Annotated in this window: 13 protein-coding genes; 12 read left to right on the top strand and 1 reads right to left on the bottom strand. The window is 36.6% G+C overall.

Features of this window, described 5'->3' with window-relative positions:
* The first annotated feature begins 44 nt into the window (after window positions 1–44).
* Complete coding sequence (locus VIO64_RS12200; protein ID WP_331918545.1) at window positions 45–791, top strand: PilZ domain-containing protein; 747 nt, start codon at window positions 45–47, stop codon at window positions 789–791.
* Window positions 792–903: 112 nt separating this feature from the next.
* On the opposite strand, the gene VIO64_RS12195 is transcribed toward VIO64_RS12200, so the two are convergent.
* The gene (locus VIO64_RS12195) at window positions 904–1,974 is read right to left on the bottom strand and encodes a branched-chain amino acid aminotransferase (RefSeq protein ID WP_331918543.1); all 1,071 of its coding nucleotides are present in this window, start codon (window positions 1,972–1,974) and stop codon (window positions 904–906) included.
* Window positions 1,975–2,294: 320 nt separating this feature from the next.
* Between VIO64_RS12195 and VIO64_RS12190 the strand changes: the two genes are divergently transcribed.
* From VIO64_RS12190 to VIO64_RS12140, 11 genes are all read left to right on the top strand, one after another.
* Window positions 2,295–2,882 (top strand): YqeG family HAD IIIA-type phosphatase, encoded by a 588-nt coding sequence (locus VIO64_RS12190; RefSeq protein ID WP_331918541.1) that lies wholly within the window; start codon window positions 2,295–2,297, stop codon window positions 2,880–2,882.
* 59 nt (window positions 2,883–2,941) lie between these two features.
* A complete protein-coding gene (gene aroE, locus VIO64_RS12185; RefSeq protein WP_331918539.1) occupies window positions 2,942–3,820 on the top strand; it encodes a shikimate dehydrogenase in 879 nt (292 codons plus the stop codon).
* Between the two features lie 250 nt (window positions 3,821–4,070).
* Window positions 4,071–5,762, top strand: coding sequence for a GspE/PulE family protein (locus tag VIO64_RS12180; protein ID WP_331918537.1), 1,692 nt, complete (start codon window positions 4,071–4,073; stop codon window positions 5,760–5,762).
* 64 nt (window positions 5,763–5,826) lie between these two features.
* Complete coding sequence (locus VIO64_RS12175) at window positions 5,827–6,885, top strand: type IV pilus twitching motility protein PilT (RefSeq protein ID WP_331918696.1); 1,059 nt, start codon at window positions 5,827–5,829, stop codon at window positions 6,883–6,885.
* A gap of 202 nt (window positions 6,886–7,087) precedes the next feature.
* Complete coding sequence (locus tag VIO64_RS12170; RefSeq protein ID WP_331918535.1) at window positions 7,088–8,302, top strand: type II secretion system F family protein; 1,215 nt, start codon at window positions 7,088–7,090, stop codon at window positions 8,300–8,302.
* 84 nt (window positions 8,303–8,386) lie between these two features.
* A complete protein-coding gene (locus tag VIO64_RS12165) occupies window positions 8,387–8,782 on the top strand; it encodes a type II secretion system protein (protein ID WP_331918533.1) in 396 nt (131 codons plus the stop codon).
* A gap of 70 nt (window positions 8,783–8,852) precedes the next feature.
* Window positions 8,853–9,644: a prepilin peptidase gene (locus tag VIO64_RS12160; RefSeq protein WP_331918531.1), complete on the top strand. Its 792-nt coding sequence runs from the start codon at window positions 8,853–8,855 to the stop codon at window positions 9,642–9,644.
* Window positions 9,645–9,676: 32 nt separating this feature from the next.
* A complete protein-coding gene (gene pilM / locus VIO64_RS12155) occupies window positions 9,677–10,762 on the top strand; it encodes a type IV pilus assembly protein PilM (protein ID WP_331918529.1) in 1,086 nt (361 codons plus the stop codon).
* A 28-nt stretch (window positions 10,763–10,790) separates the two neighbouring features.
* Complete coding sequence (locus tag VIO64_RS12150; protein ID WP_331918527.1) at window positions 10,791–11,282, top strand: PilW family protein; 492 nt, start codon at window positions 10,791–10,793, stop codon at window positions 11,280–11,282.
* Window positions 11,283–11,297: 15 nt separating this feature from the next.
* The gene (locus VIO64_RS12145; protein ID WP_331918525.1) at window positions 11,298–11,981 is read left to right on the top strand and encodes a PilN domain-containing protein; all 684 of its coding nucleotides are present in this window, start codon (window positions 11,298–11,300) and stop codon (window positions 11,979–11,981) included.
* A 71-nt stretch (window positions 11,982–12,052) separates the two neighbouring features.
* Window positions 12,053–13,384 carry a hypothetical protein gene (locus VIO64_RS12140; protein WP_331918523.1) on the top strand — a complete coding sequence of 444 codons (1,332 nt, stop codon included), beginning with the start codon at window positions 12,053–12,055 and terminating at the stop codon, window positions 13,382–13,384.
* Window positions 13,385–13,396: the final 12 nt, after the last annotated feature.

The raw sequence follows: 13,396 nt of genomic DNA, 5'->3' as shown, positions 1-13,396 counted from the left end.
GCCGATATAATATGTAACGTCTATCAATTATGGAGGTTAACGCTATGACTGTGGAATCTTTAGCAAAGACACAAATTCTCAATGAAATCGAGGAATTATATAATAAAAACGGTGGTATATCAGTGGATAAAGCTAGAATTGTCAATGTAATGAAGAGAGGGGCCTTTATTAAAACCCAATTCCATGGTTCAAACAAATGGAATGTTAGTTTGGTTCTGGATAATTCCAATGGTATTCTGAAAGTCCCATTTATTGAGGATGACGGGATACCTGCTTTGCTTCCTGGGGACAATATAAGGTGCAGATTTGCCGTTGAAACCTACGACATAAACTTGCTTTGCACGATAGAGTCTATGAAATGTGACTTTCTATCAACCAAATCATTAAAAATAATAAAAGCGGACATATGGAAGAATAAAAGAGGGTCCTCAAGGCATAATGCAGGTTTTTTATGTATGGGTACATCAGAGCTTGACGAGAAGTTTTCATGCTATCTTATTAACCTTAGTGAGTCAGGTACAGGTCTAATATGCAGGGAAAACCTGAGGGTAGGAAGCAATGTTAAATTATCTTTTTTTATTAGCGAGTCTAGGAGAATTGACTTCTATACTTTGATTGTAAGAAGTAAGAGACACCATGATCAAAAATTTGAATATGGGACAAGATTTATCAATCTGACACCACAGTTTAATGAAATAATTAATAAATTTACCAAGGAAGAGAAAAATAAGGAAAACAAAATTTATCAGGATTTATGCAGTCTGTATGGAGTTGCACCTCATGACGTATAGGAAAATAATCCATTTCTTAGCAGTAATTCTTTCTTACAATAATTTAGCGGATGATCTATATGACATCCGCTAAAAATGTTTATAAAAACATATTGATCTGTTCAAGGATTTCTTATTTTACTTCTGTGGTCCAGCCTAAAGTATCTTCTAACTCTCCCTTTTGAATGCCTGTTATGGTTGTATATATTCTTGAAGAAAGATCACCGATTTTACCTTCATTCACAGTTATTATCTTCTCATTCCAGTTAAATTCACCAATAGGAGATATAACTGCAGCCGTACCTGTACCAAAAGCTTCTTCAAGAGAGCCGTTGGCGTGTGCATCGTATAACTCCTGGATAGATATTTTCCTTTCAGTTACTTTAATTCCCCATGACTTAAGAAGCTCAATTGTAGAGTCCCTCGTTATACCTGCCAAAATGCTGCCTTCTAATGCAGGAGTTATAACCTCACCGTTTATCTTGAAGAATACATTCATTGTGCCAACTTCTTCGATGTATTTCTTTTCAACACCATCCAACCATAGAACCTGTGTAAATCCTTTCTTTTTAGCTTCCATTTGTGCTTTAAGGCTTGATGCGTAGTTGCCGGGAGTCTTGGCATAACCGATACCACCTTTTACGGCTCTTACATAGTTGCTCTCTACATATATTTTAACTGGATTTATTCCTTCAGGATAGTAAGCTCCAACAGGAGACAGGATTACTATATATTTATAAGTCAAGGAAGGTCTCACACCGAGGAATGGATCTGTAGAAATTATAAAGGGCCTTATATAGAGCGAAGTGCCATCTTCAGAAGGTATCCAGTCCTTTTCCAAATTTATAAGCACTTTGAGTGCTTCAACGCAAAAATCGATATCAATTGGAGGAATACATAGCCTGTCGTTGGATATGTTAACCCTTTCCATGTTTTTATGAGGCCTGAAGAGTAATATTCTTCCGTCTTCTGCTTTATATGCCTTTAAGCCTTCGAAGATTGCTTGTCCATAATGAAGAACCATGGTTGCAGGATCAAGCTCCAAAGGTCCATATGGTAAAATCCGAGGGTCATGCCAGCCTTTTCCTTCAGTATAGTCCATTATAAACATATGATCTGTAAAGTGGTTTCCGAACCCGAGGTTGTTTTGAGCGGGTTTATTTTTTGGAGAATTGCTTTTTTCAATTTTAATCTGGTCAATCATAATTTTAACTCCCTTCCCACATACTCTAAAATAAGATTATTAAAGTGGTTATTATATTTAAAAATCTGATCTTTCGGTTTGATCTCACTAGTGTAATAGATTTATCACTTTTAAAATAGAAATAATATGGTCAAACACATAAATTATTATGACACTTTTTATTTGAAAAATCCAGACCTTTTAAGATATTAATGATTTTATTATTTATATTATTGGCCAAACTGCAAAAAATATTGATATAGTTAAATTTGTTTGTTATTATTTAGAAATAGTATTATTTGATATTGCACTTACTTTAATTCTTAATTTTGGAGGATAAAATGCTGGAGAAATTTTTCCCTGATGTAATAGTAGACAGGGTGCAGGATATTGATTTGGAGGACTTAAAGAAAAGGGGCATTAAAGGGATTGCACTTGATATTGACAATACATTGGTTGCAATGTTTACCAAGAATGCAAGCGTGGAAATAAAGAAATGGATTCAGGAAGTAAAAGATAAGGGATTTTTCCCATGCATCGTATCTAATGCATCTAGAGAAAGGGTATCGGTGTTTATTTCAGGGTTGGATATACCGGCTATTCACAGGGCTTATAAACCATCTCCCAGGTCATTTATGAGAGCCGCAACACTATTAGGCATAGAATCCAACAAGATAGCAGCCGTGGGAGACCAGATCTTTACCGATATTTACGGAGGTAACAGGATAAATATGTATACGATTCTTGTTAAGCCCATAGATAAAAGGGAGATACTTTTTGTAAGATTAAAAAGGCATGTGGAAAGATTTGTTTTGTCAAGACATAGCAAACTGGTTTCAAATGACAAAAGCAAACAGAGAAGAAACAGGTGGAAGGAAAGAAGTGCAATAAGACATTCGGCAGTAGGAGCAAAGAAACATGTTAAATGACAAATGTAAAAGATTACTTTTCATGTAGTCGCGATAAAAAAACAGGGGGGTAAACTATTATGGAATTAACAATAGATGGGTACACAAAAATATTAGGCATAATCGGAGATCCTGTAGAACATTCAAAATCTCCTGTTCTACATAATTATATAAGTACCTGCAAGAACATAAATGCTGTATATGTGCCTTTTAAGGTTTCGCCTGATAATTTGTCCCATGCAGTTAATGGCCTTAGGTCCCTTGATGTTGTTGGATTTAATGTTACCGTACCCCATAAAAATAATGTGATGCAGTATTTGGATGGTGTTTCAGAGGAAGCAGCACTTATTGGTGCTGTAAACGCAGTAAAAAATATTGGTGGTAAATTGTGGGGATATAACACAGACGGAGACGGATTTTTGAGGTCTTTTAGAGAGGAAACGGGAAATTCATTTTTAAACAAGAGTGCTGTTATAATAGGTGCAGGGGGTGCTGCAAAAGCCATAGCAGTCAAAGCTGCTATAGAAGGCGTAAGAAGCATGATAATACTTAATAGGACCGTTGACAGAGCAAAGGAACTTTCTTGTTATATTAATGAAAAAATAGCAAACTGCTGTGCCTTCGCAGGTATGGAACATATAGACGTTGAAAATGCTGTTATGGGCTGTGAGATAGTTATTAATACTACATCGGTAGGAATGTACCCGAAGACTGATAAAAGCCCTATTGAGGCTTACAGCTTGTTAAATGATAAACATACGGTTTATGATATAATTTATAATCCTGAAAAAACCGAGCTTTTGAAGTCTGCAGAGGAGAAAGGGAGCAAGGCTGTCAATGGGCTTGGAATGCTCTTCTATCAAGGCATATACGCCTATGAAAAGTGGATGGATATTAAATTGTCAGAAGATGAAATTGCCAAGTTTTACACTAAGTTTAAGGAAATAATTCAAAAGTGAGTAATGTAAGTTCTTTTTGCATCATATTTGTTTGGCTTCATTTCAAAAATCACATTTTGTGCTCTTATGTTTTTTCTGTTACAATCCGATAAAAATAGAGTGATATATAAAATTCTCTTAAAGTATAAACCCGAGATCGTGAGAAATTACGGTGTATTCACACCACAATTTCTCACGACAACGACTAAGGTTGCAAAATTACTTCGTAATTTTGTATAAAAGCGGGGGATATGTTTGGTTGGAGGGGCCTATGAACAAGCAGAATAGAAAAAGGCTTGGAGATTTACTTCTTGAGGTTGGATTAATTTCAAAGGAACAACTCGATAAGGCACTTGAGATCCAGAAACGCAGTGGCGAGAAGCTGGGGCAGGTTCTTTTGAACCAGAATTTTGTCACCCAACAGGATATAATTCAAGTTTTGGAGTTCCAGCTTGGGATTCCCCATGTAGACCTTGAAAAGTATAACATCGACTCTTCGGCTTGTTTGCTAATTTCTGAAAATCTTGCTAGGAGATATGGGCTTATTCCTATTCAAAAAACAAACGGGGTTCTGACTGTTGCGATGAGTGACCCCCTAAACGTTTTTGCAATTGACGATATCAAAATATTTTCCGGTATGGATGTACAGCCTGTTATAGCAACGCTAAAAGATATAAATAATGCGATTGAGAAATATTATTCAGCTCAAAAAGCCATGCAAGCGGTTGAAGAGTTCAGAAAAGAGCATGGAACAGTTAAAATAGGAAATGAATCGGATGATCAGGCTTCAGATGAAATAAACAATTCTCCTGCGGTTAAACTATTAAACTCAATTATTGAGCAGGCTATAAACAATAATGCCAGTGATATACATATAGAGCCCTTCGAACGTTACATAAAAATAAGATTCAGGGTTGACGGGCAGCTCCAGGAAGCAATGCGGCCAGAGATAGAAATAATGCCCTCTGTAGTTACCCGCATGAAAATTATTTCGGGAATGAATATTGCAGAAAAGAGACTGCCTCAGGACGGAAGATTTTCCGTTATGGTAAATGGTAGTGAATATGACCTCAGAGTATCGGTACTGCCAACGGTTTATGGTGAAAAAATTGTTATCAGGGTAGCTAACAAAAAAGCCTTCGTAGTTACAAAAGAAGCTTTAGGATTTAGCAGTGAGGACCTTAAGAAGTTCGATAATATATTGAGGAATCCTCATGGTATTATTCTGGTTGCAGGACCTACAGGCAGCGGAAAAACTACAACACTTTACAGTGCCATAAGTGCAATCAATAAGCCAACATTGAATATTGTAACGGTAGAAGACCCGGTAGAATGTATAATTGACGGGGTGAATCACGTACAGGTTAATCCCAAATCAGGGTTTACCTTTGCTGTCGGACTAAGGTCCATATTAAGACAGGACCCTAATATCATTATGATAGGAGAAATAAGGGACGGTGAAACCGCTGAAATAGCCGTAAGAGCGGCCATAACAGGACATCTTGTGTTAAGTACCATTCATACAAATGATGCACCTGGAACTGTTTTAAGACTCATAGACATGGGAATAGAACCCTTCATGGTCGCGTCTTCAATTGTTGGTGTTATAGCACAACGTTTGGTTAAAAAGATATGTCCCAACTGTTCCCATAGCTTCCCCGCAAAGGAGGAGGAACTGGAAATATTGGGAATGAAACCTTCTCAGGAAGTTCTCTTATATGAAGGCAGGGGATGTACCGTTTGTAATAAAACCGGATATAAGGGAAGAATAGGGGTCTATGAAATTATGACTCTCAATAAAAACCACAGAGAGCTTATAAATAGAGGATGTTCGGAAGATGAACTGCGAAGTGAATTAGTAAAGACAGGCATGGTAACCCTGAGGGAAAACGTAAAAAGGTATGTTCTTGAAGGTTCAACGACAATAAGTGAAATGATCAGGATTGCCCATTCAAATGATTAGGAATGTTGAAAAGTTTTGATTCTAATAAAAATTTTAATTCAAAAAATCTATGATCAGGAGGACTATTATGGAACTTGATGAGTTATTGTACAGGGCTATTGAACAAGGTGCTTCGGATATTCATATTACTGTGGGGATTCCCCCGACAATAAGAAAAAACGGACACTTGGTAAGGCTGGGTGATATCCCGGTAACCTCCGACCACACAGAGGCCTATACAAAGAAGATGCTAAATGGAGATAAAATGGCTGAATTCGAGACCAAGGGTGAGATAGATCTATCCTATTCACTGCAGAGCGTTGGTCGGTTCAGGGTGAACATATTTAAACAGAGAGGAGCCTGCTGCATTGCCATAAGACCTGTAAACATAAAGATTCCTACATTTGAAGAGTTGGGCCTGCCTGATGTCGTAAAGGAATTTTCCAAAAAAACCAAAGGGCTGGTATTGGTGACAGGTCCTACGGGAAGCGGTAAATCAACAACCTTGGCAGCCATCATTAATAAAATTAATGAGGAACGGGATTGTCACATATTGACACTTGAGGATCCTATTGAATATTTACATAAGCATAAAATGTCCATTGTCAACCAAAGAGAAATAGGGCATGACTCAAATTCGTATGCCAATGCATTAAGAGCTGCATTAAGAGAAGACCCTGATGTAATACTGGTAGGGGAGATGAGGGACATGGAAACCATCTCTATTGCCATAACAGCAGCTGAAACAGGCCACCTTGTATTTTCAACGCTACATACCATAGGAGCAGCAAATACCATTGATAGAATAATTGACGTGTTTCCTCCTTACCAGCAGCAGCAGATAAAGGTGCAGCTTTCTACCATTTTGCAGGGTGTAGTGTCACAGCAGCTATTAGCCAGAAGGGACAAGAATGGAAGAGTAGCTGCACTGGAAATAATGATACCAAACCCGGCTATAAGGAATCTCATTAGAGAAGGCAAGACCCATCAGATAAATTCAATAATCCAGACCGGTGCCAAGTTTGGTATGCAGACTATGGACAATAGCCTTATAAGCTTGCAGAAGAGAAATATTATAAGCTACGACGATGCAATGGCATATGCTGCTGATCAGGAAAATATATTAAGGCTAGCTAGCTTTTAACAAATCTATTGATAAATTAAGGATGATGTGATAAAATGGATATGAAGAAGTACTTTGCTTCTTTCTATTCTTTAATCAAAATATCTCAAACACAGCTCTTGTTAGTTTTCATAAATTTTTATTGTTTTATTTCTTATATAAAAATATAATATATTTGTTATTTGAGTGATTCAAATACGCCAGACAACAGGGAGGGAGTAAATTGGCTTCATTTGCTTATACGGCCAAAACATCGGCAGGTGCCATTGTAACAGGCAAATTTGATGCAAATGATGTTGATAATGTAGCCACTTTTTTAAGAAATAAGGGATTGTTTCCAATGGACATAAAAGAGGTCAGTTCAGTCAAAAAGGGAAACACTCTTAAATCCAGGAAAAAGATAGCGTCCAATGATTTTGCTATTTTCTGCAGGCAGTTTTATACAATGATTAATGCAGGTGTTTCGGTAGTGGGATCGTTGGATCTTTTGAGACGGCAAACAGAAAATCCCAGGTTGGCACAACTCATAAACGATGTTTATGATGATGTTCAAAAAGGCAATTCATTGTCTGAAGCTCTGAATTTACACTCTGATACATTACCAATCATTCTTATAAGCATGATTGAAGTGGGTGAGGTAAGCGGTACCCTTGATCTGGTTTTGGACAGGCTTGCACTACACTTTGTAAAGGAAAACAGAATCAGACAAAAAATAAAAACAGCCATGATGTATCCCATGATTATAGGGTGTATTGCAGTAGCAGTTGTTATTTTCATGTTGGCATTTGTGGTTCCCAAGTTTATGAGCATGTTCTCGTCTATGGGAACAGGGCTTCCGCTGCCCACAAAAATTTTGCTAGGTATAAGCCATACAGTTACAAATATATGGTTTTTAATAGGTGCAGCATCATTTATTGCGGTATCGATTTATTTATTCTCAAAGTTTAGAAAGTCAATAAAAGGGAGGTTGATAATCAGTACAATAATTCTCAAAACACCCAAGGTCGGAAAGAACTACAGAAAGATACTTGCATCAAGGTTTGCCAGAGCATTGAGCCTTCTCCTTGAAACTGGCGTCCCGCTGATACAGGCACTGGAAGTAGTTGATAAGGTAGTTAACAATCAGATTGTATCTGATGGATTAGTCAAAGTTAGAGAAGAGATAAAAAGAGGATCAAACCTGGCAAGTCCACTTGAAGGTATTGGAATATTTCCGGTAATGGTAACCCAGATGATCAGCATTGGTGAAGAAGCCGGTTCTTTGGACGATATCGTAGGAAAAGTTGCAGATTTTTACGATGAAGAGTTGGATACATCCATAAGCCAGTTAATTTCCTTGATTGAACCAGTTATGATACTGGTACTTGCGTTAGTAGTGGGGTTTATTGTAATCTCAATGATCATGCCTGTTTTTGGGATGTACAAAAATCTAGGGTAAGCAGGTGGAACTTAACTACATGAAAAGTGTTGCTGGAATTTCATTTCTCAATACTTTTCATATAAATTCAAGGAGGATGTTAATATGATTAAAAAACTCATTAGAAACAGAAAAGGCTTTACATTAACGGAATTAATAGTAGTTGTGGCTATTTTGGGCGTACTGGCAGCGGTAGTTACACCTTCAATAATGGGATACCTTTCAGATGCACAGACTAAAGCAGATTCTGCAAATTTAGCAACTATAGATAGTTGCGTAAAAAGACTTGCTGCAAGCGGAAAGATTAACCTAACCGGTGCTTTAAATACAAACAAAACAGATATATTGAATGCTATCAAGGTTGAAATTCAAACAATTCCTACACCTAATCACACAACTAATACAAAATGGATTTTAAATAAGAGTTCGGATGGTAAATCGATTTGGGTGACGCAAGGAGCAAGTATCACAGAAAGTGCTGATCAAATTATGTTAAATTAACAAATTTAAGTATATCATCGGTTGAATTTACCATCGATAAGACTCAATAGAGAGGACGTATGACAAAATTATGACAGTATATTATTACATTCTTGTGTTTACTTACGGTTTAATTATAGGCTCGTTCTTAAATGTGTGCATTTATCGGATGCCATTAGGGGAGTCTGTAGTAAAACCACCGTCACATTGCCCAAAATGCGGTACAAGGTTGACTGTGTTCGACCTTGTACCCCTGTTTAGCTATTTGTTTCTAAGAGGAAAGTGCAGGTACTGCAAGGTTAAGATACCTATTAAGTATCTGATGATGGAACTCCTCACAGCAATCATTTATTTACCTTTGTTTTATAAGTATGGTCAGAGCGGGCAATATATAGAATTTTTTGCAGCAGCTTTCCTGATGTCCATACTTATTGTTGTATTCTTTATAGATTTAAAACACAGGAAGATACCCAACAGCTTGGTTATAATAGGGTTTTTGGGGAGTGTAGCGGTTATAGTATATAACTTCTTCAGGCCTTTGGATATTTATGGAGATGGTAATTGGTGGAATCCTATCGTTGGTATGGTATCAGGGTCAGGGTTTTTGCTGATTGTATCATTGATATGCATGGGACTATTGAAGAAGGAAGCGTTTGGATTCGGTGATATAAAGCTTTTTGCCGTCATAGGCGGTTATATCGGTTGGAAAATGGGCATTGTTGCACTTCTCATATCTTTTGTAATAAGTGCCCTTGCAGTTTTGATTGGTGCAGTACTTAAAAGAGAAGATAAAAAAGGGAATATTGCTTTTGGAAGCTTTATTTCTGTTGGGACTTATATTACTTTGCTGTTCGGAGGGGAAATTATTAAGCTGTTTTATTGAAAATAATCATAGGCCAAAGGTCGTGTGAGATTATGTTAAAGAAAACTTTTCTTGCAGTTGATATAGGTAATAAAAACATTAAAGCTGTATGGGGCTGTTATGGTAAGCAGGCCATAACCGTTCTGGAGTATGATATTGTCAAATCTCCTGATAACATGATTAATGATGGGAAAATAACCGATATAGAAGCAGTTGCATCAACCATTAAGGAAATAATCAAAAGGAACCGGATTAAAGCCGGTAAACTTATTATGAATATTTCAGGAACAGGTGTTATAACAAGGGAGGTGCAGTTGCCTAAGTCAACGGACGAGGAAATAGATAACATACTAAAATACGATGCACAGCAATACTTTCCTGTAGACTTGGACAACTATGTCATGGATTTCCGTGTGCTTGATGAAAGTTCTGCAAACAGTGATAATATGTGCAGGGTATTACTGGTTGCAGTTCCTTTAAAGCAGGCTGATGAGTATATGAAAATAGCCGAAAAATTAAACATGGATATGGAAGCTATTGATATTCCTGCAAATTCCATAACAAAGCTGTTGTTTGGAATTGATAATACAAAAGCAGCTTGTTTTACTGATAAAGGAATAGAGGAGTTTGTTGTTTTAGATATTGGGGCGGATACAACAGGCGTGTATATTTATCATAAAGGCAAGCTTATGTTTAACAGAATTTTGCTTATGGGCAGCAGAGAGATAGATAGATATATTTCAAACAACATGGAAGTCGATTCTGAAAATGCTGAGAAGATTAAGCTCGAAAGGGGCAGAATTTTCAATGAAGATGAAGAGTTAAATGAACCCTTTGAAAGCGTAAGTCTCTGTAATTCGATGAAGCCTGCTGTTAACAGCCTTATAATTGATATAAACAGACTTGTTGATTTTTATATTTCAAGATCATCCTTCGGAAGAATAGAAAAGATTTACATATGCGGTGGAGGTAGTCAGCTCCAAGGATTAGACAAATATATAGGAAGCTATTTTAATGTTCCGGTGGAGTTTTTACATAAGTTTTTAAGTTTGGAATACAAAGGGAAGAAAAGCAAGGACAAACTTGTTGCCGAATTTGTTTATTTAGCAAATGTGACAGGTGCCTTGGTTAGGGAATAACAGGCTTGCCTTTAAAGGGTGATGATATATGCTTCATTTAAGAAAAGGTGCAACTCTAGTTGAATTGCTTATTTCTATAGCCATATTAGGGGTAATTATGGTGCCCATCTCCACGGTTCTGTATTCAGGATTCAGTAACTACTATGTGGAAAGCGATATCCTTATTGCAACACAAAAGGCAAGGGAAGTTATGGATAGGATAGTTGAGGATATCAGGATGAATGACAATCCTGATATTAGTATTGGGGACAGCGGGAAAACTCTTAACATTGTTAAGGATGACCCTATAAAGGAAGATCTTGTTTACAAATTGGCTAATATTTCTGGAAATCAAACATTATTAAGAAATGCCGAGCCTGTCTTTAAACCTGAGGACAACATTATTCTTCTGGACTTTAGCGTTCAAAGCGAAAAGCCATTGGGTTATGACAGCCATATAATAAAAATAGCCATTGGAATTAAGGTTGGTAAAAGCTACCCTATAATGCTGCAAAGCAGCTACCGCAGAAAGACTGGATAAAAGGTGGGAAGAAGATTGAAGGATCTAAATCTTATACCGAAAAGTTACTATCTGAATAAAAGAAAAAAGGAAAAGAAAAAGCTGATATTTCTTTCTGCATTTTTATTGGGCTTTGCAATAATTGCAGCTGTAGCATATCCGGTGTATACCAAGCTAAAGCTTAAAGCCCAATTGGAAGACATTCAAAAGGGGGTAGAAACCACTACCGGATATAAGGTTAATCAGGATAAACTGGCAGATGCCAATATGAGGTTTTTAAACCTTAAAACAGAGTCTGAGAAATTGTCAATGTATTCTTTCAGCAGTATAAAAGTTATTGAAAAAATCAGGCAGTCCATGCCAAAGAAGCTTTTTATATCGGATTTCAGTATTACAAATAAGAATGATGGCAATGTTAATATACTTTTAATAGGAAACAGTGCATCTGAAGATGACATAGTGTCATTTTTGTATAGCCTTAGAAAAGATAATTTCTTTGACAATATTTATATATCTTCAATTCAAAAGACTCAAACAACACAGAATATCAAATCAGTAATTGCAACTCCTTTGCCGGGGGCGGCTAAAAATAAAAAAAACAGTACAGCCAAGGCCAAGAATACCGGCAGTCAAGCAAATGACCAGGCTTTAAGCACTGAGGCTAATGAGACCATAGTAAGCTATAACTTCGATATGACTCTAAATTATTTAATAAAATAGGATTTGTGAAGGTTGACTAAATAATTTCATGATTCTGTTCTTTAAATAGTAACGAAATAGGATGTGGTAAAATGAATTTTACGGCAAAAGATAAAAAAATACTGACTTTTGTAGGTGTGTTTTTATTGGTGTTTTTCTCTTGGAAATTTTTCTTCAGTCCGCAGTTCAAATCTATTTCGAGTATCAAAAAGGAAATTAACGAGAAGAAGGATATTTATTCCTACAACCTCATTTATAAGGAAAAGAGCAACAACATTGAAAGTGAATTAAAATTTTTGAATCAAAGATTGCAGGATCTGAAATCTAAGTATCCTACCAATTTAAATTATGATGAAGTTTTTGTGATATTGAAAAAACTTGCCTCTTCATCGGGAGTAAATATCAGCAGTATCAAATTTGATGAAAAGTCAGGAACTTCTGCTATAAAAAATGCTGGAGGGGATATACCGCAGGTTACCAACGCAGCCAGTGCAGACCAGGGAATATTGCCTACTCCCCAGGATACTGCAGCAGCTATTCCCCTAGATGCCTACGGTAAGAAAATCCAGGATTTCATAAATGAATTAGGGCTTTCACCTCAATTGGATTTGAACGGTAAATCAACGATAAAAAACGGAGAAGGCTATAAGATTGGAATAAAGCTGATGGGAACAGGTAAAATAAATCAGATAGAAGGATTTTTAAAAAACATTGAGGAGATGAAGAACAAAACATTGTACAGTCAACTCCAAATAAATAAGGTTAAGGATGATGAATTGAATTTTAGCCTTAATTTAAGCTTTCTAGGCATATCAAGCAGTAAAGCTGGAGAGAAAATTATAGATGATAAGGATATACCTGTTTCAGAGAAAGATATAAGGCAGGATATTTTTAATCCCTATGAGGGCTATGTTGAACAGGATATAGTTAAAAACAGCAACATTGGCGATAATACTAAAAATTTAACTTTAGGTGAGATTAAAAAGTACGATTTTACAATGAGGGTAATGCCATACGGAGATAATATTGCTCCCCCTACGGTTTCCCTGACTGCAAAAAAAGCAGTGCAGACAGGGACAAACTGGAACACTCCCGTCGTTTATGGAGATAGCAGCAAAGAGGTGAATACAGAGCTTTTTGTTGAAGGAGTAAAAGGTAAATATTATTTTAAGTTTAAAACCAACCAGGAAGCTTTTCCCGATCAGTATATTAATACACATGAATTCATTCCTGAGGGCAATGAAATAACCCTCTTGGTTGACTCAACACCTAGAAAGTTCCTGAGCGACAAATCATCTGCTGTTATAAATATTATAAATAAGACCAGTATGAATGTTAAGGTTAATGTAATTAATGAGGATAAGAATAATCCCAGGGTGAAGTTTGAGAATATTCAGCCCAATATTATTATATCTTACAGATAGGTGGGGAGAGCA

Origin of the sequence: Pseudobacteroides sp. (assembly GCF_036567765.1) — a bacterium.
In the GTDB taxonomy this organism is placed as follows: Bacteria; Bacillota; Clostridia; order Acetivibrionales; family DSM-2933; genus Pseudobacteroides.
This window is presented reverse-complemented; position numbering and strand designations above follow the sequence as displayed.

Coding starts and splice junctions, on each gene's coding strand:
- VIO64_RS12200 (WP_331918545.1), top strand. CDS start 45: ATGACTGTGGAATCTTTAGCAAAGACACAAATTCTCAATGAAATCGAG.
- VIO64_RS12195 (WP_331918543.1), bottom strand. CDS start 1,974: ATGATTGACCAGATTAAAATTGAAAAAAGCAATTCTCCAAAAAATAAA.
- VIO64_RS12190 (WP_331918541.1), top strand. CDS start 2,295: ATGCTGGAGAAATTTTTCCCTGATGTAATAGTAGACAGGGTGCAGGAT.
- aroE (WP_331918539.1), top strand. CDS start 2,942: ATGGAATTAACAATAGATGGGTACACAAAAATATTAGGCATAATCGGA.
- VIO64_RS12180 (WP_331918537.1), top strand. CDS start 4,071: ATGAACAAGCAGAATAGAAAAAGGCTTGGAGATTTACTTCTTGAGGTT.
- VIO64_RS12165 (WP_331918533.1), top strand. CDS start 8,387: ATGATTAAAAAACTCATTAGAAACAGAAAAGGCTTTACATTAACGGAA.
- VIO64_RS12160 (WP_331918531.1), top strand. CDS start 8,853: ATGACAGTATATTATTACATTCTTGTGTTTACTTACGGTTTAATTATA.
- pilM (WP_331918529.1), top strand. CDS start 9,677: ATGTTAAAGAAAACTTTTCTTGCAGTTGATATAGGTAATAAAAACATT.
- VIO64_RS12150 (WP_331918527.1), top strand. CDS start 10,791: ATGCTTCATTTAAGAAAAGGTGCAACTCTAGTTGAATTGCTTATTTCT.
- VIO64_RS12140 (WP_331918523.1), top strand. CDS start 12,053: ATGAATTTTACGGCAAAAGATAAAAAAATACTGACTTTTGTAGGTGTG.